At 69.9% G+C, this 16,355-nt stretch carries 19 protein-coding genes; 10 read left to right on the top strand and 9 right to left on the bottom strand.

Annotated elements, in window-relative coordinates; all coding sequences use genetic code 11:
• Nucleotides 1-37: 37 nt before the first annotated feature.
• From GGR12_RS06265 to GGR12_RS06250, 4 genes are all read left to right on the top strand, one after another.
• On the top strand, nucleotides 38-610 hold the full coding sequence (locus GGR12_RS06265) for a hypothetical protein (protein ID WP_183203483.1): 573 nt from the start codon (nucleotides 38-40) through the stop codon (nucleotides 608-610).
• Between the two features lie 111 nt (nucleotides 611-721).
• Nucleotides 722-880: a hypothetical protein gene (locus GGR12_RS06260; protein ID WP_183203482.1), complete on the top strand. Its 159-nt coding sequence runs from the start codon at nucleotides 722-724 to the stop codon at nucleotides 878-880.
• Between the two features lie 53 nt (nucleotides 881-933).
• Nucleotides 934-1,728 carry a CAF17-like 4Fe-4S cluster assembly/insertion protein YgfZ gene (ygfZ, locus tag GGR12_RS06255; RefSeq protein ID WP_183203481.1) on the top strand — a complete coding sequence of 265 codons (795 nt, stop codon included), beginning with the start codon at nucleotides 934-936 and terminating at the stop codon, nucleotides 1,726-1,728.
• 85 nt (nucleotides 1,729-1,813) lie between these two features.
• Nucleotides 1,814-2,995: a thiolase family protein gene (locus GGR12_RS06250; protein ID WP_183203480.1), complete on the top strand. Its 1,182-nt coding sequence runs from the start codon at nucleotides 1,814-1,816 to the stop codon at nucleotides 2,993-2,995.
• Nucleotides 2,996-3,004: 9 nt separating this feature from the next.
• Here the strand turns inward: GGR12_RS06250 and GGR12_RS06245 are convergent, their stop codons facing one another.
• Nucleotides 3,005-3,496 (bottom strand): SRPBCC family protein, encoded by a 492-nt coding sequence (locus tag GGR12_RS06245; protein ID WP_183203479.1) that lies wholly within the window; start codon nucleotides 3,494-3,496, stop codon nucleotides 3,005-3,007.
• Nucleotides 3,497-3,513: 17 nt separating this feature from the next.
• Complete coding sequence (locus GGR12_RS06240; protein WP_183203478.1) at nucleotides 3,514-3,867, bottom strand: ArsR/SmtB family transcription factor; 354 nt, start codon at nucleotides 3,865-3,867, stop codon at nucleotides 3,514-3,516.
• Between the two features lie 86 nt (nucleotides 3,868-3,953).
• Between GGR12_RS06240 and GGR12_RS06235 the strand changes: the two genes are divergently transcribed.
• Both GGR12_RS06235 and GGR12_RS06230 read left to right on the top strand, forming a co-directional pair.
• Nucleotides 3,954-4,925 carry an alpha/beta hydrolase gene (locus GGR12_RS06235; RefSeq protein ID WP_183203477.1) on the top strand — a complete coding sequence of 324 codons (972 nt, stop codon included), beginning with the start codon at nucleotides 3,954-3,956 and terminating at the stop codon, nucleotides 4,923-4,925.
• Between the two features lie 254 nt (nucleotides 4,926-5,179).
• Nucleotides 5,180-5,518, top strand: coding sequence for a VOC family protein (locus GGR12_RS06230; RefSeq protein WP_183203476.1), 339 nt, complete (start codon nucleotides 5,180-5,182; stop codon nucleotides 5,516-5,518).
• Between the two features lie 4 nt (nucleotides 5,519-5,522).
• Here the strand turns inward: GGR12_RS06230 and GGR12_RS06225 are convergent, their stop codons facing one another.
• Nucleotides 5,523-5,882: a hypothetical protein gene (locus GGR12_RS06225; protein WP_183203475.1), complete on the bottom strand. Its 360-nt coding sequence runs from the start codon at nucleotides 5,880-5,882 to the stop codon at nucleotides 5,523-5,525.
• Between GGR12_RS06225 and GGR12_RS06220 the strand changes: the two genes are divergently transcribed.
• Nucleotides 5,845-6,804, top strand: a complete 960-nt coding sequence (locus tag GGR12_RS06220; protein WP_183203474.1) for a hypothetical protein — start codon at nucleotides 5,845-5,847, stop codon at nucleotides 6,802-6,804. The genes GGR12_RS06225 and GGR12_RS06220 overlap by 38 nt on opposite strands.
• Before the next feature lie 108 nt (nucleotides 6,805-6,912).
• Here GGR12_RS06220 and cydB read toward each other — a convergent pair whose 3' ends face one another.
• The 5 genes from cydB to GGR12_RS06195 all read right to left on the bottom strand — a co-directional run bounded on the left by cydB (nucleotide 6,913) and on the right by GGR12_RS06195 (nucleotide 13,829).
• Nucleotides 6,913-7,947, bottom strand: coding sequence for a cytochrome d ubiquinol oxidase subunit II (cydB, locus tag GGR12_RS06215; protein ID WP_221212209.1), 1,035 nt, complete (start codon nucleotides 7,945-7,947; stop codon nucleotides 6,913-6,915).
• Nucleotides 7,947-9,380, bottom strand: coding sequence for a cytochrome ubiquinol oxidase subunit I (locus GGR12_RS06210; protein WP_183203472.1), 1,434 nt, complete (start codon nucleotides 9,378-9,380; stop codon nucleotides 7,947-7,949). Before GGR12_RS06210 ends, cydB begins: the two co-directional genes overlap by 1 nt.
• Before the next feature lie 113 nt (nucleotides 9,381-9,493).
• The gene (locus GGR12_RS06205) at nucleotides 9,494-11,176 is read right to left on the bottom strand and encodes a sensor histidine kinase (protein WP_183203471.1); all 1,683 of its coding nucleotides are present in this window, start codon (nucleotides 11,174-11,176) and stop codon (nucleotides 9,494-9,496) included.
• A 66-nt stretch (nucleotides 11,177-11,242) separates the two neighbouring features.
• Entirely contained in the window at nucleotides 11,243-11,902 is a 660-nt protein-coding gene (thiE, locus tag GGR12_RS06200; RefSeq protein ID WP_183203470.1) for a thiamine phosphate synthase, read from the bottom strand.
• 31 nt (nucleotides 11,903-11,933) lie between these two features.
• Nucleotides 11,934-13,829, bottom strand: coding sequence for a beta-propeller domain-containing protein (locus GGR12_RS06195; RefSeq protein ID WP_183203469.1), 1,896 nt, complete (start codon nucleotides 13,827-13,829; stop codon nucleotides 11,934-11,936).
• Between the two features lie 142 nt (nucleotides 13,830-13,971).
• Between GGR12_RS06195 and GGR12_RS06190 the strand changes: the two genes are divergently transcribed.
• Nucleotides 13,972-14,157, top strand: a complete 186-nt coding sequence (locus tag GGR12_RS06190; RefSeq protein WP_183203468.1) for a (2Fe-2S)-binding protein — start codon at nucleotides 13,972-13,974, stop codon at nucleotides 14,155-14,157.
• A gap of 158 nt (nucleotides 14,158-14,315) precedes the next feature.
• Complete coding sequence (gene bfr / locus GGR12_RS06185; RefSeq protein ID WP_183203467.1) at nucleotides 14,316-14,816, top strand: bacterioferritin; 501 nt, start codon at nucleotides 14,316-14,318, stop codon at nucleotides 14,814-14,816.
• A 2-nt stretch (nucleotides 14,817-14,818) separates the two neighbouring features.
• On the opposite strand, the gene GGR12_RS06180 is transcribed toward bfr, so the two are convergent.
• The gene (locus tag GGR12_RS06180) at nucleotides 14,819-15,619 is read right to left on the bottom strand and encodes a hypothetical protein (protein WP_183203466.1); all 801 of its coding nucleotides are present in this window, start codon (nucleotides 15,617-15,619) and stop codon (nucleotides 14,819-14,821) included.
• A 159-nt stretch (nucleotides 15,620-15,778) separates the two neighbouring features.
• Here GGR12_RS06180 and GGR12_RS06175 point away from each other — a divergent pair, with 159 nt between their 5' ends.
• Complete coding sequence (locus GGR12_RS06175) at nucleotides 15,779-16,324, top strand: tryptophan-rich sensory protein (RefSeq protein WP_183203465.1); 546 nt, start codon at nucleotides 15,779-15,781, stop codon at nucleotides 16,322-16,324.
• Nucleotides 16,325-16,355: the final 31 nt, after the last annotated feature.

Below are 16,355 nucleotides of genomic sequence, written 5' to 3'. Positions count from 1 at the left end.
CGTTGACGTTCGATGCGGTTTCCTGGAGGGGTCCCGGATGTCCCTCCCCCTCCTGCCCGGTCGCGAATGCGGCGGCTGCGTCGAGTGCTGCCGGGTGATCCCGCTGAACCTGCCGGAGCTGGCCAAGCCGACCGGCCAGCTATGCGCCTATTGCGTCGACGGCGCGGGGTGCGGGGTGCACGCGATCCGGCCGCAGACGTGCCGGACCTGGTTCTGTCTGTGGCGCGTGGTCGAGCTGTCGGACGACTGGCGGCCGGACCGGTGCAGGATCGTGGTGCGTCCCGACGGGATCGAGGACGGGGTGATCACCCTGTTCGTGGTCCGGCGCAGCGACTTCCTGGCCTCGCTGGAGCTGTTCGGGGTCGTGGCCGGCTGGCTGGCCGAGGGGATCGAGGTGGCGCTGAGCGTGCCCGGTCCGGTCGGGACCTATCCGGCGAGGGCGGTGGTGACGGAATGGCTGCGGCCGGCGGTGGAGGCCGGTGATCCCGAGGACTTCGCCCGGCGGGTGATCCAGTCGCTCGACCGGCTCGAGCAGCACGACTGGCAGTCGGACGGGATCACCGCGCGGTATGCGGTCGAGGAACATCCGTTCACGCCGCCGGAGCCCTGACCCGGCGGGCATGCACCGGCTCTGCACCGCTTTCCCTCTGCAACTCCACGAGACCTGACGGCCGCGCCGGCGCACATCCCATGCGGGATGAAGCATCAGCCGAGAGATGAGATGAAGGGCCGCGGTGTCGTGATCTGGGTGCTGGTCATTGGGCTCGCCCTGTGCGCCGGCTGGTCGGCGAGAACCTTCCTCGCCATGTACGACTGTCTCGACGCCGGTGGACGATGGTCCGCGCGCGATCAGTGCGAGAGCGTGTTCAGCGAGATGTAGGGCGGCGAGAGCCCGCCTTGGCCGTTCGCGGGAACGCACCCTATGTAGGCGCCATGACCACCCGCATCGCCCGCCTGCCCTCCCGCGCCCTGATCCGGGTCGCCGGGCCCGACGCCCGGCCGTTCCTGCACAATCTTCTGACCCAGGACGTCGAGACGCTGGCGGAGGGCGAGCTACGGTTCGGGGCGCTGCTGTCGCCGCCGGGGCGGCTGCTGTTCGACCTGTTCTTCCAGGGCGAGGCGGACGGCGTGCTGCTGGATGTGGCGGCGGACCGGCGCGACGCGCTGATGCAGCGGCTCTCGATGTACCGGCTGCGGGCGCAGGTGACGGTCGAGGCCGACGACGCTGCCGTGTTCGTGTGCTGGGACGGACCGGCCGAAGGCTTCGCGCCCGATCCGCGGACGCCCGTTCTGGGCAGGCGACGCTATGGCGGGGCGGTCGAGACCAATGCGGACGAGGACGACTGGCAGGCGCACCGGCTGGCCGTCGGCGTGCCCGATCCCGCGGCCGACGCGCCGTCGGACAAGACCTATCCGATCGAGGCCGATTTCGACCTGCTGAATGGCATCGACTTCGCCAAGGGCTGTTTCATCGGCCAGGAGACGACGTCGCGGATGAAGCGCCGGGGTTCGATCAAGAATCGCATGCTGCCGCTGGAATTCGAAGGCGCTCCGCCGCCGTTCGGGGCCGAGGTGCTGAACGGCGAACTGCGTGCGGGCGAGGTGCTGACAGGCCGCGACGGCGCAGCCATGGCGCTGGTGCGGCTTGACCGGCTGGAGGGCGATCTGACCGTCGACGGGCGTTCTGTGCGGGTGCGGCGGCCGGACTGGCTTCCCGCCGCAGACTGATTGTGCAGTGCGGCATGCGGTCTTGCGCGGGACTGTGAAAGGGACGATCTAGCGGCCGAACGTTTTCTTTCTGGATTGTCTCTCCATGTCCGATCCCGTCGTCATCTGCTCCTTCGCCCGCACGCCCATGGGCGGCTTCCAGGGCGCCCTGTCGGGCGTGAAGGCCACTGAACTGGGCGCCACGGCGGTGAAGGCCGCCGTCGAGCGCGCCGGCGTCGCTCCCGAGAAGGTCGAACAGATCTACATGGGCTGCGTCCTGCCCGCCGGCCTGGGCCAGGCTCCGGCCCGTCAGGCGGCCATCGGCGCCGGCCTCGGCAAACACGTCGAGGCGACGACCGTGAACAAGATGTGCGGCTCGGGCCTGCAGGCGGCCATGATGGCGCACGACGCCCTGGTCGCGGGCACCGCCGACATCATCGTCGCGGGCGGCATGGAGTCGATGACCGGCGCGCCGTACCTGATGAACAAGCACCGCGGCGGGGCCCGGATCGGCCACGACGTGATCTCGGACAGCATGTACCTGGACGGGCTGGAGGACGCCTACACGCCCGGCAAGCTGATGGGCGCATTCGCCGAGGACTCGGCCGGGACCTACCAGTTCACCCGCGAGCAGCAGGACGAATACGCCATCGAGAGCCTGAACCGGGCCCGCAAGGCGATCGAGAGCGGCGCCTTCGTCAGGGAGATCGTCCCGGTCGAGGTGACCACCCGCAAGGGCGTCGAGACGGTCAGCCAGGACGAGCAACCCGGCAAGGCTATGCCGGAAAAGATCCCGACCCTGAAGCCCGCCTTCTCGAAGGACGGGACGATCACGGCCGCCAACGCCAGCTCGATCTCGGACGGCGCCGCCGCCCTGGTGATGACGCGCGAGAGCGTGGCCAAGGCCATGGGCCTGCCGATCGTCGCCCGCGTGGTCAGCCACGCCGCCCACGCCCACGAGCCGGGCCTGTTCACCACCGCCCCGGTGCCGGCGATGAAGAAGGCCCTGGCCAAGGCCGGCTGGTCGGTCGAGGACGTCGACCTGTGGGAGGTCAACGAGGCCTTCGCCGTCGTCGCCATGATCGCCATGCAGGAGCTGGGCATCGACCGGGCGAAGCTGAACGTCAACGGCGGCGCGACGGCCCTGGGTCACCCGATCGGCGCCTCGGGCGCGCGGGTCCTGACCACCCTGCTGGCGGCGCTGGAAGCGCGCGGCGGCAAGAAGGGCGTGGCCAGCCTGTGCATCGGCGGCGGCGAAGCCGTGGCGATGGCGGTGGAGCTGGCCTGACCCGCCCGCTCAGGCCGCTACCGCGCCCTCTGCAAACATCTGATCCAGGCGAGCGTAGCCGGCTTCCATGCCGCTGCTCATGCCCGACACCTTGACCGCGCCGTCGCGGGCTTCCTGCGACGCATAGAGGATGTGCGTCCGCAGCAGCGTGCCGCCGTCGACGTCGTGCAGGGTCTGGGTGACCAGGGTCTCGCCGCCGGTCCAGTCCTCGTCGAACAGCTCGGTGGCGACCATGCGCTCGTCGGGGACCAGCTCCTTGAACACGCTGGTCAGGCCCATGACGCGGCCGTCCTCATGGGCCCATTCGTACCGCAGCCGGCCGCCGACGCGCAGGTCGACCGTGCACACCGGCATCGACCAGCCGGGCGGGCCCAGCATCCAGCGCTGCATCAGTTCGGCCTCGCTGATCGCCCGCCAGACCTGGGCGCGGCTGGCGTCGAAGCGGCGCTCGATCACGACCTCGCGGTCGCCGGACGTGGTCATCTTCAGCGGTTCGGGCATCGGTCGTCTCCTCTCCATCACGCGCCGGGGGCCTTGGCCCCGGTCGTCTTGAGCTCTTCCAGCACCGCGTCGAGCGCGGCGTAGCGGGCCTCGAACAGGGTGCGCAGTTCGATCAGAAAGTCGTTGGCGATCACGAGAGCCTCCGGTTCCAGCTTGCGCGGGCGCCGCTGGGCGTCCTGGCCGGTCGAGATCAGGCCTGCGCGCTCCAGCACCTTCAGATGTTTGGAGATGGCGGGCTGGCTCATGTCGAAGGGCGCCGCCAGTTCGCTGACCGAAGCCTCGCCCTGGGCCAGGCGGCGCAGGATGGCGCGCCGGGTCGGGTCGGCCAGGGCGGCGAAGGTCTCGTCCAGTTTGAGGGCGGCGGCGGGCATGGTCGATAACCTCAGTGTTGTATAACTGTTTGGTTATTTTCCGTGCGATTGTCAAGCGGCTAGCCTTCCTCGCAGGAGGGCCTTCCATGATCCTGAACCGCAGAGGCGCGCTGGGCCTCGCCGCAGCCGTCACGACGCCGCTTCCGGCGCTGGCGATGACACCGGTGTCGCAAGTCGCACCGGCCGATCCGGCGGAGACGATCCGGCTGTGGCCGGCCGGGGCGCCCGGCGGCGAGCGGGTGACGGTGACGCCGAAGGTGGTCGAGTGCTCGACCGATCCCGCCTTCCACGACCGCTTCGCCCAGTACACGACCGATCCGATCCTGACGGTGATGCGGCCCGAGCGGCCGAACGGGGCGTCGCTGCTGCTGATCCCGGGCGGCGGCTACAGATGGGCGGTGGTGGACAAGGAGGGCCTGGACGTCGCGCGGGTGTTCGCGGCGGCGGGAGTGACCTGTTTCGTGCTGCGCTATCGCCTGCCGGGCGACGGCTGGGCGGCCGGGCCGGATGCGCCGCTGCAGGACGCGCAGCGGGCGCTGCGGCTGGTGCGGGCCCAGGCGCCCGATCCGGCGCGGGTGGCGGTGCTGGGGGCCTCGGCCGGCGGACACCTGGCGGGGATGCTGACGGCGCGGACGGACGCGACCTATACGCCGGTCGATGCGGCGGACTCAGGCTCGTTCCGGCCGGACCTGTCGTTCCTGATGTATCCGGTGGCGACCATGGCGGATCCACACGTGCATGCGGGGTCGCGCAAGGAGATGCTGGGCGAGACGCCGTCGGCTGAGATGATCGCGCGCTATTCGCTGGAGCGGATGGACTGGGCGGGCCGGCCGCTGGTGTTCCTGCTGCACGCCATGGATGACGCGGCGGTGCCGGTGGAGAACAGCCTGCAGCTGCTGACGGCGCTGAAGGCGGCCGGCGTACCGACGGAGGCGCATCTCTTCCAGGAGGGCGGGCACGGCTTCGGCATCCGCCTGATCGCCGGCAAGCCCGCAGCCGTGTGGCCGGAGCTGGCCCTGGCCTGGGCCGCGCGGCACGGGTGGATCACCCGGCCGTAGGCAGCCGTCAGTTTGCGGGCCGGGAGTCGTTGGCGGCGGGGCGGGCCTGGAGGTCCCTGACCTGCGATACGGTCTGTCTACTGACGGGATGTTGCGAAGGTTCGTCCCGCCGCATGAGGCGTGCCAGGGATGCGGGGCCTGTGGTCAGCACGATCATGGCCGACTCCTGCAATTGCGAACCGTTAGCAGGTTTGCGCAACTCGCCCGGACTGGCAAGCCCCGATATGGTGGGAACAGCCAAGGGAGCATCAGCAATGCGTGACGACGGAAAACTGGATTATCTGGAGCTTCCCGGCGGGGATCTGGCCGCCAGCAAGGCCTTCTACGGCGCGGCGTTCGGCTGGACCTTCCAGGACTATGGGCCGGAGTACGCCGCCTTCGATCAGGGGCTGGACGGCGGCTTCGACGCCCAGGCGGACGCCACGCGCACGCCCCTGCCCGTGCTCTACGCCCACGACCTGGAGGCCATGGTGGCGAAGGTCGAGGCGGCGGGCGGCGCGATCGTAAAGCCGATCTTCGACTTCCCCGGCGGGCGGCGGTTCCATTTCCGCGACCCGGCCGGGAACGAGCTGGCCGTCTGGTCCGAGGGCTGATCCGCTAGCGGATGTCGACCGACTGGGCGATGCGCTCGGCGAGCGCCCGGTCGGCGCCGTCCAGCGTCATGGTCCAGATGTGGATTTCGCGCGGGGCGTCCGGACGCTGGAACAGGTGTTCGAGCGCGTGCCGCTGGCCGTCCTCGGTGGCGACGACGCTGGCGCGGCCGCCGGCCTCGATCATCTCGCCGGTGTAGATCGGAAACTGCGAGGCGGGCCCGGCGTAGACCATGACGAACGAGCGCCCGTCGCGGCGGATCGTATAGATCCGGAAGTCCGGGCCGGGGCGGCCGGTGACGATCTCGAAGCCGCTGGGCAGGTCGACCGTGAAGGGCAGCTGGGCCCGCGCGGCGGCGTCCAGCACCGTCGTGGTCGTGGCTGAGGGCGGCGGAGGCGCAGCGGTCGCGGGCGTGGCCGGCGCGGCGGTCGTCCCTGCGGCCGGAGCCGGCGTCTCGCGGCGCACAGGCGGCGGCGCGGCGGGCGGCGGAGACGTGGTTCCCGGCGCGGGCCGGGGCGCCGGGATGGGCGAGGCGCCGATCGGCGCGATGGGCGCGGGGCCCGTGGGCGCAGGCGCGGCGGCGGCCGGACCGGTTCTGGACGGCGCGGCGGTCGAGGGCGCGGCGGCCGGCGGACGGGTCGCCGTAGCGCCTGACGCCGACGAAGGCGCAGCCGTGGAAGGTGCGGCGACGGGCGGACGAGGCGTCGAGGCGCCCGGAGCCGTGGCGCGTGCGCCGGTCGCCGGGGTCGGGCTGCTGGGGAGCGGCACGGGCGGCGGCGGAGTCGACGGCGCGGGCGGCGTGGATCGCGGCGTACTGGCGCCGATGGGCGGCGAGGTCGAGGGGCGCGCGGTCGACGGCGCGGCGGCTCCCGCGGCCGGACGCTGCGGGGTGGCGGCGGGCGGCGGGGCCGAGGTCGAGGGACGCGCGGTCGAGGGCGCGGCGGCTCCGGCGGCCGGACGCTGCGTGGAGGCGGCCGGCGGCGGGGCGGCGGAGGTGCGGGGCGCGGCGGCCGGGGCGGCCGATGATGCAGCGGGCGGCTGGGTCGCAGCGGGCGCGGGCGGCGGGGCGAGATACTGGGCCGGGCGCGGCGGTCCGCTGTTCAGGTCGCGCGTCAGGTCGCTGGCGGGCTCCTGGGCGGCGGGCGGCGGCGTGGTGCGCGCCGGAGGCGGCGTCGTCTGGGCGACGGCGGAACCTGCGATCAGGAAAGCGACTGTAGTCAGGGCGACGGTTTTCATGAGGCGAAGCTTCGTCCCTCAGCCCGCGAACGGCAAGGCCCTGAGCGTATAAGCGACCACCGCGGTGAGCGCCGAGGCGGCGACGGCCAGGCCCGCGAACCAGAGCAGGCGCTTCCACAGCGGGCCAGGGGCCTCGCCAGGCTCCGGCGGGGGGACGGGTCTAATGATGATAGCCGGACTCCTCGTCGACCTTGCCGCGGAACACCCAGTAGACCCAGCCCGAGTAGATCAGGATGAGCGGCAGGATGACCGCCGTGCCGACCAGCATGAGGCCCAGGGCGTTGTCAGGCGCCGCGGCCTGCCGGAAGTTCAGCGCATAGGGCACGACATAGGGCGTGAAGCTGGCGGCGAGCCCCAGGTAGCCGGACAGGAAGACCACGAGCGCCCCGACGAAGGGCCAGCCGTGGGAGCCCTTGCGCGCCATGACGAACACCAGGCCCAGACCGACGAGGCCGAGCGCGGGGATGAGCAGCAGGGGCGCCAGGGTGCCGAAATCGACCGAGGAGCCGGCGCTGAGGTCGAAGCCCCAGCGGTGAGCGATGCGCGGATGGATCAGCAGGGTCGCCACGCTGACCGCCGCCAACAGGACTGTGACGAGAGCCCCCGAAATGAGGGTCCAGCGCTTCGCGTCGCCGTGGAGATTGTCCTTGGTCTTCAGCATCAGCCAGGCCCCGCCCAGCAGGGCGTAGCCGGCGACCAGACCGGCCGCGACCAGAAGGGTGTAGGGCGTGAGCCAGTCGAAGGGGCCGCCGGCGAAGCGGTCGTCGCGGACGGTGACGCCCTGGATGAATCCGCCGAGGATCAGCCCTTGCGCCACGGCGGTCAGGATGGAGCCGCCGGTGAACATCTGGGTCCAGAATTTGCGGCCCCGGTTGCGGGCGCGGAAGCGGAACTCGAAGGCCACGCCGCGCAGGATCAGCCCGGCCAGCATCAGCAGCACCGGCAGGTAGAGGGCGGGCATCAGGACCGAATAGGCGGTCGGGAAGGCCGCCAGCAGGCCGCCGCCGCCCAGCACCAGCCAGGTCTCGTTGCCGTCCCAGACCGGGGCGACGGTGTTCATCATCACGTCCCGCTCTTCCTTCGACTTCGCGAAGGGGAACAGGATGCCGACGCCGAGGTCGAAGCCGTCGAGGACGACGTAGAGCAGGACGGCCGTGGCGATCAGCCCGGCCCAGATCAGCGGCAGGTCCAGCATCACGCGCCCTCCCCGTCATTCGAGCCCGGCGTCGTGTCCTCGGGCGCCCTGGCCAGGGCCGAACCGGGCGCGCGGTCCTGACGCGGAGCGGGTTCGGCCAGGGCCGCGACCGGCCCCTCGGCCATCAGGCGCAGGATGAAGATGGCCCCGGCGGTGAACACCACGGCGTAGACGAGGATGTAGGCCAGCAGACTGGTCGCCACCTCGCCCGTGGTGACCGGGGAGACCGCGTCGCGGGTGCGCAGGACGCCGTAGACGACCCAGGGCTGGCGACCGACCTCCGTGACCATCCAGCCGGCGAGGACGGCGATGAAGCCGGTCGGCCCCATGGCGACGCAGAAGCGCAGAAACCAGCCGGTGTCGAACAGCCGTTTGCGCCAGTGGAGGATCACGCCCGCCGTCCCCAGGACGATCATCAGCAAGCCCAGACCCGCCATGATGCGGAAGGCGAAGAAGGGGATGAAGGGCGGCGGCTGGTCCTCCTTGGGCCAGGCGTCGAGACCCTGGATGACCTCGTCCTTCGGGACGTTCTGGACGAGGTTGCCGACGCCGGGGACCGAGAGCTCGTAGTGGTTCTTTTGCGCGTCGCGGTCCGGGATGCCGAAGATGTGGAACGGCTGGTCCGAGCGCGTGGTCCAGTAGGCCTCGATCGCGGCCGTCTTCGACGGTTGGTAGTGGTGCGCGACCTCGCCCGACCAGTGCCCGGCCAACAGTTGCAGCGGGGCGAGGACGGCGATCAGGCCGAGCGCCATGACCAGGGAGATGCGGCTTTCGGTCCAGCCCTGGACTGCGCCCTTCCTGCGCTCCTTCAGCACCCGGTAGGCCGATGCGCCGCCGACGACGAGACCGGTGGTCAGGAAGGCCGCCAGCAACATGTGGACCAGGCGCGAGGGGAAGCTGGGGTTGAAGATGACGGCCATGAAGTCCGTCGCCTGCATGCGGCCGTCGGGCAGGAATTCGAAGCCCTGGGGCGTCTGCATCCAGCTGTTGGCCGACAGGATCCAGAAGGCGGAGATGGTGGTGCCGACGGCGACCAGCACGGTGGCGAGGAAATGCAGCCGGTTGCCGACCTTCTTCCACCCGAACAGCATGACGCCGAGGAAGGAGGCCTCCAGGAAGAAGGCCGTCAGGACCTCATAGGCCAGCAGCGGCCCGATGACGCCGCCGGTGATGCGGATGAACTCGGACCAGTTGGTGCCGAACTGGTAGCTGAGCACGATGCCGGAGACGACGCCCATGCCAAAGCTGAGGGCGAAGATCTTGACCCAGAACAGGTACAGGACCTTGAAGGCGTCCCGCTTGGTCCAGAGCCAGAGCCCCTCGAGAACGGCGAGGAAGGCGGCCAGGCCGATCGTGAAGGCCGGGAACAGAATATGGAATGAGATGGTGAAAGCGAACTGCAGTCGCGACAGCAGCAGCGCGTCGAGTTCCACGGCCGGCCCCTTAGAATAGCCCTACGATGCCTGAGGGCTTATGCCTGCGGCGACGCTTGGTCGAATACGCATCCCGCCGCGCGTCGGAACGCCGCACACGCGAAAAGGGTCCGTCAGGCCGAGGGCAACTCGACCCAGAAGGTGGCGCCTTCGCCCGGCGTGGAGATCACGCCGATGGAGCCGCCCTGCAGTTCGACCAGGCGTTTGGCCAGGGCCAGACCGATGCCGTGGCCCTCGACAGCCGAGCGTTCGAGGCCCAGGCGGTTGAACGGTTCGAACAGCTGGGCCTGCTTTTCGGGCGTGAGGCCGGGGCCGCGGTCGATGACCTCGATCCGGACGCCGTCGTGGATGCGGCAGGCGCGCATGATGACCACGCCGCCCTCACCGCCGTATTTGACGGCGTTGGAGGCGAGGTTGCCGACCACCTGGACCAGCCGCTGGGAGTCGGCCAGGGCGATCAGGCCGTCGCCTTCGTTGACGACTTCCATGCGGATGTTCTGGGCCTCGGGCCGGAGCATGGCGGCGCGGCGGACGTCTTCCAGAACACCGGGGACGTCGGTGGGACGCAGCTCGACCTTCACGGCGCCGGACTCGGCCCGGGCGACATCCAGCAGGTCATGGGCCAGCGCCTCGACCTGACGAGCGGTCTTGACCAGCATCTCGGCCATTTCGGCCTGGGTCGGAGTTACCGGACCCAGCTGGCCCGCCTTCCACAGTTCGCCGATGCCGATGACGCCGCCGACCGGGCTCTTGATCTCGTGGGCGACGTTGGCGAGGAGGCGGGACTTGGCCTCGGACGCCCGCTCGGCCCGGATCTGGCCCATGCGGGCGCGATCCGACAGGCGGTCGCGCTCTTCCAGCAGGGCGGCGACGAGCATGATGGGCAGATAGCCGAACAGGACCAGCAGCTGGGCCATCATGGCGCGATCCGGGCCCTGGAACGCCCCTGAGTACGGGCCGTAGCCCGACATGGTCCCGCCGACCGCGAAGATGGTGATGATGACCAGTCCGGCGGTGACGCCGAGCAGGCGCAGACGCACGGCGATAAGCAGCAGCAACGGCAGGGTGACGAAGCCGATGGGGAGGCTCTGGCGCGTGAAGACGGTGATACAGACGGAGGCCAGCAGCAACAGCAGCACGACCGCCTCGATGGCGCGGGTGGGTGAGCGGAAGCGGACCAGCTCGCGCTTCGTGAGCGTCAGGGTGAAGCTGCCGACGACGGCGATGCTGAGGGCGTGGCCGAACCACCAGGTCTGGGCCGCATCGAGGAAGTTCGCCCCGTCCAGCCACATGGCGACGCCGACGAGCAGGGCCGCCGGCAGGGGCGCGGCCACCGCCGCGCTGAGCATGAAGCGGCAGGCGCCCTCGACGCTGGCGAGGTTCAGGGTCGGTGCGAAACGGCGCGCCAGCAGCACCGCGCCGTAGATCTCGAGCATGTTGGCGGCGGTGAACAGCGCCGTCAGCGAAAGCGGATTGCCGGCCAGCAGATTGCCGGCGGCGATGCCGAGGGCGACGAGGCCGCCGAACGAAAGGTCATAAAGGGGGCCGCGCGAGGTCCGCAGCCAAACGGCGACAGCAAGGCCACCCGCTCCCCAGAGCGCAGCGACCATGCCCGCGGAACGGGCGAAGGTCAGCGCCAGCACGGTCAGGACCAGCACCGCGATGGCCGTGAAGAACGGCGACATCGGCTGTCCGATCCCCGTCGTAGCCGGGGCGCGGGCCGCAGCCGCGCGCGCCGGCGTCGGTGCGACGACCTGGTCGGCCTGCGGAGTGTCGAGCGCGCGGCTCATGGGCATGATCGGGTCCGGAACGGCGGGGGTCCCGTCGTTCCTAAACCGGCGCTTCCTAATATCCCCTGAAAGTCAGAAAGCGGCCGCCAGCACCTGATCGAGCTCGCGAACGGCGCCTGCAGGACCTGCCGGATGGGTCCAGACGGCGGCGCTGACGGCGACGAAGTCGGCCCCCGCCCGCGCCAGGTCGGCGGCGTTCCCCGCCGTGATCCCGCCGATGGCGACGCACGGCGTTTCGACCGTCTCCTGCCAAATGGTCAGGATCTCGGGCTCGGGGCGGTGGACGGTTTCCTTGGTCGAGGTCGGGAAGAAGGCCCCGAAGGCGACGTAGTCGGCGCCCGCCTCGGCCGCGTCCATGGCCAGTTCGCGGCTGTCATGACAGGTCACCCCGATCATGGCGTCGGGCCCCATGGTGCGGCGCGCCTCGGCGTAGGAGGCGTCGGACTGGCCGACATGGACACCGTCACAGCCGGAACGGGCGGCGAGGTCGGGCCGGTCGTTGAGGATCACGGCGACACCGCGCGCCTGGGCGACCGGCCGCAGCGCGGCGACCGCGGCGAGGATCGCGGCGTCATCGACGTCCTTGAGCCGGATCTGCAGCGCCGCCACCGGTCCGGCGTCCAGCGCCTCGCCCAGCAGGGACGCGAAGGCGGTCAGGTCCGGGATCGCCGGCGGCGTGATCAGGTACAGCGCACAGGGCGGACGCGGGGGGACGACGGGTTCTCTGGCCATGTGCGGGGAGTGCGACGACCCGGCCGCCAGGTCAATCCTTGTGCGCGCCCGCCACGCCCGGGGCGAAGTCGACGCGGGCGACCTCGCGGATCTGGCCGTCAGCCTCCTGGCCCTCGACCAGTTCGTAGCCGAGCAGGGCGAAGATGCGGCCGTCCATGAAGATCGGACGGGAGTCGCCGTACCAGTCGAGGCAGGAAGCGGTGCAGCCGTCGTTGGCGGCCTGGCCCGGCGCGGATTCCAGCGTGCCCAGTGGTGACAGGGCCCGGTTCTGGCGGCGCAGGAACAGCATGTCGGCGGTCTGATAGAACTGGTCGGTGCGGCCGTTGCCGAGGTCGCGCATGACCGGCAGCCCCATCAGCCCGGTGGCGCCGTCGCGGTTGTCGGCGCGGAAGAAGAAGCCGTGGCTGCGGGTTTCGGTCTCTTCGGCGCCGGGCAGGACATAGCGGCTGCCAAGACGCGGCGGGCCGCGGCTGAGCTCGATGGTGGTGAAGGCGACCGCGTCGTCAGAGCCGACCACCAGGGCGTCGGCTCCGATCTGCTCGATACGGCCGACGGGCTCCTGCAGGTTGAAGACGCGGACGTCGTCGACGGCGATGCGCGAGATGACCAGGACGCCGTCCTCGTCGCTCCCGGCGAACTGGGTGCCGGCGATCAGGACGTGGTCGCCGACGAAGCGGTTGATCAGGTCGATGCTGTGGTTCGGCAGGGCCGGCAGCAGGCGATAGTCACGCGCCAGGGCCTGACGCGTGCCGTCGCCGAAGCGGTCGAACGGCAGGCGCAGCAGGGCGGCGGCGCCGTCGGTGAACTCGGCGTTCCACATCGCGTCGCCATAGCCTTCGGACCAGACGACGACGTTCAGGACGCCCGCGTCGGCGTCCTCACGGAAGGAGAACTGGTCCAGCGGCGCGCCGCGGGTGCGGATCGCCTGCGGACGGCGGCCGTCCAGCGGGATGCGATAGAGGGAGGCGTGGGGGTCGCGGTCGGTCTCTTCCTCGCCGTAGACGGGCCAGCCCTCCTCGGAGGTCCAGAGATAGACGGCCTCTGAAGAGACATAGAAGTTGCGCGACTCCGGCCCCAGCACGCCCGTGGCGTGACAGTCCATGGCGGCGGCGGCGAGGTCGCAGCGGATGACGGTGTGCAGGGCCTCGACCGGCGCGCCGGTGTCGCGCAGATGCGGCGAGACATAGACGTCGGAGGCGCTGACGATGCGGCGGAAGGGCGCCTTCTCGTCACCGGTCCAGCGCCGCAGCGACGGCAGGGAGCGCAGGGCGTCGTCGCCGTAGTTCAGCGTCAGCGGCGTATAGACGATCAACTGGTCGCCGATCAGGCGCGCGGCGTAGTTGCGCGACGAATAGTAGTCGTTGGACCGCAGGTGATAGGCGTCCTCGAAGGTCAGCTGGCCGTCGGGGGACAGGCGGAAGCGGTTGATCTCGGTGCCGCCGCGTCCGTAGCTGTAGCCCAGGACGATGACCCGATCGCCGGCGATCAGCATCTCGTCGTACCAGTCGTCGCTGGCGTCGACGCCGGGCGCGAAGGCGTCGATGGCGTCCACCGGGCGCAGCGAACGGTCGGCGACGGAGACGGTGAACAGCTTGCCGCGCCGCAGGACGACCAGATAGTCGCCCCACCGTTTGACGATGCCGCCCTCGTCGACGCCGGCCTCCTGGGTGTTGGTGATCGAGGGGACGATGCGGCTGCCGGTGACGACGATCTCCTCGACGCAGGCGGGCTCCTCGTCCGCGGTGCAGCCGGCGCCGAAGGCGGCGGGGGCTTCGGCCCGCTCCTCGATGAAGGCCACCAGCGCCTCGTCGGAGGCGAAGGGGGTCAGGCCGGGCTGGGCCGATTGGGCGAGCGCGGGCGTGGCGAGGATCGCCGTCAGCACCGCCGTGGCCATGATCACGCTTACCTTCGCCAGCGTCCTGATCATCCCTCGCCTCCCTCGCCCGGAAGCAATCTTCACCAGAAGAGGGGCCGCGACAACCAATCTCGGCCCAAAGCCTGCGAACGACTTGCATTCGCCCCGCTCAGGCTGATATAGCGAACCATTCTCAGTATCAGGTCGGATCGCCTTGTACGTCTGTAACTGCAACGGTCTTCGCAAGCGTGACGTCGCCTCGGCCATCGAGGCGGGCGCCGTGCGCCCCCGTGACATCTTCGTCCGCAATCAGTGCACCGCCCAGTGCGCCAAATGCGTGTGCGAAATGCGTGAAATGATTCAGGAAAGCCGCCAGGCCTTCGCCCTCGCCGCCGAATAGGCGACCGCCCGTTTGCACGGGAAAATCATTCGCATTTTCAATATGATGAGAAGTGCTCGCAAGTGAACACATCGCGTTCTTTCGTGTTATGACACGGTGGAACGACGGGTGATTCAGGACGTCAGACCGACTCCGCCCCGCCAACGGGAAGAACGACCATGAAGGGCGATCCGGCGATCATCCGCACGCTCAACGCGGTGCTCACCAACGAGCTGACGGCGGTCAACCAGTACTTCCTGCATGCGCGCATGTTCGAAAGCTGGGGCCTGAAGCACCTCGGCCAGATCATCTACGACGAGTCGATCGGCGAGATGAAACACGCCGACAAGCTGATCAAGCGGGTGCTGTACCTCGACGGCCTGCCGAACCTGCAGGACCTGCACAAGCTGAAGATCGGCGAGACGGCGGTCGAATGTCTGGGCGCCGACCTGCAGCTGGAGATCGGCGGACGCGAGACCCTGCTGGGCGGCATCGCCCAGTGCGAGGCGGCCCGCGACTACATCAGCCGACAGATCCTGACCGAAATCCTCGCCGACACCGAGGAGCACATCGACTTCCTCGAGTCGCAGCACTCGCTGATCCAGCAACTGGGCGAGCAGAACTACCTGCAGTCGGCCATGACCGAGATCGCCCCGGACAAGAGCGCGACCGGGAACTGAGGCTAGTCGGAGAAGACCCGCCAGCCGTCGCCGTTCTTGAGGGCGACGTAGCAGTAGTACGGATCATTGGGCGTCTTCGCCCAGACGCTCATTTCCCGCCGAGGCCATTCGGGGGCGTCGTCGACCTTGCTCAGGCATAGGTGAGCTTCTTGCCCGGCCGGCTTGAAGCTCGCCTCCTCAGCAACCAGCACGGCCATGGCTTCCGTGATCGGGCGGTCGTCATAAAGAGCGACGTCGGCGCGATAGGCGGCCTGCACTTCGGTTGAAATGTCGGCCGATGCCAGCGTGAGCGATCCATATCGCCCGTCCAGGACCAGCCCGTCATTGGACATAAGGCGCCTATGAACAGCGCGAACCTGCAGCCCGCTCCAGGTCGTCGCCCGGTCCGTGCACAGGACCTCGTCCTGTATGTCGTCGACCGGCTCCTCGGGAGGCCATGGACGGCGCGTCAGGCAGGATGGGTCGAAGACGCCCTCCGCAGTGATCACTGAAAAGCGAAACGCCTCCTCCATCCCACGCGACACGACGGGCCTGTACCGTGCGTCTGACGGCCCGGCCCGATCCTCCTCGCTCATGAAACTGTCGAACGAGATGCGCAGGCACCGGCGATATTCCTCGGTCGCGGGCGTCATGTCCTCGGGGCAGATCGAGCAGACGAAGCCGTAGCAGGCGTCCACCTGCCCGCGCATGCGCAGGGTTTGGCCGCCGAAGCGCTCGGGATCGGCGAGAACGTCGGCGATGCTGGTCTCAACGACGGCCGACGGGTCGGACAGCGCCAGCGTGGCGGCGATGATATGCAGCATGAAGGCCCCTCCTCCGTGACGATGGCGCGACCTGCGGAGGGCGGCAAGGGAACAGCCGAGCTTTCGTCATCCCGTCGAGCGCGCCCCGGGATGACGAAAGCAGGTTTGCGGAACTGACACCCGCGCCGCCCATTCCGCACCCGACGACTGGAGAACCGGATGGCCGTGATCGAAGACGCCCTGGACGACGCACGCGACGCCGCGACGGGGTTCCTGAACGCCGAGGGGCGAAATCCTGGATATGTGCTGCTGGGCGTGGCGGTGACGGTCGGGTTCGCGCTGGCGGCCACGGTGCTGGCGCGACGGACGATCCGGCCGAACCCGCAGCATCTGGCGGACGACGACGCGCCGATCACCGAGCGCCCGCGCGGACCGTTGAGCCTGATCCTGCCGGCGGTGTTCTCGGTCACCACCCTGTCGGCCGTGCGGGTCTGGAACGCGCCAAAAGCCCCGGAACGCAACCTGGCCATGGGCCTGTGGGCGGCGGCGCAGGCGCTGAACGCGGTGTGGATCGCGATGCGTCCGGCCAGCCGGCACCTGCAGATCGCCGCGGCGATGTCGACGGCGGGCATGGCGGCCGCCTTCGCCCATGAGGCGCGCAAGCTGGATGCGCGCGCCGGCAAGTTGGCTGCCCCGACCGGCGGCGCCGTCCATCTGGCCAATATGGTGCAGGGCAAGTCGGCCGGACATCCGACGGTTCACTGACCGCCCGCCTTGCCTGATCGCCCGGCTTCCT

The organism is Brevundimonas lenta (assembly GCF_014196335.1).
Taxonomy (GTDB): domain Bacteria; phylum Pseudomonadota; class Alphaproteobacteria; order Caulobacterales; family Caulobacteraceae; genus Brevundimonas; species Brevundimonas lenta.
Note: the sequence above shows the minus strand (reverse complement) of the source record. Positions and strands in the feature narration are given on the sequence as shown.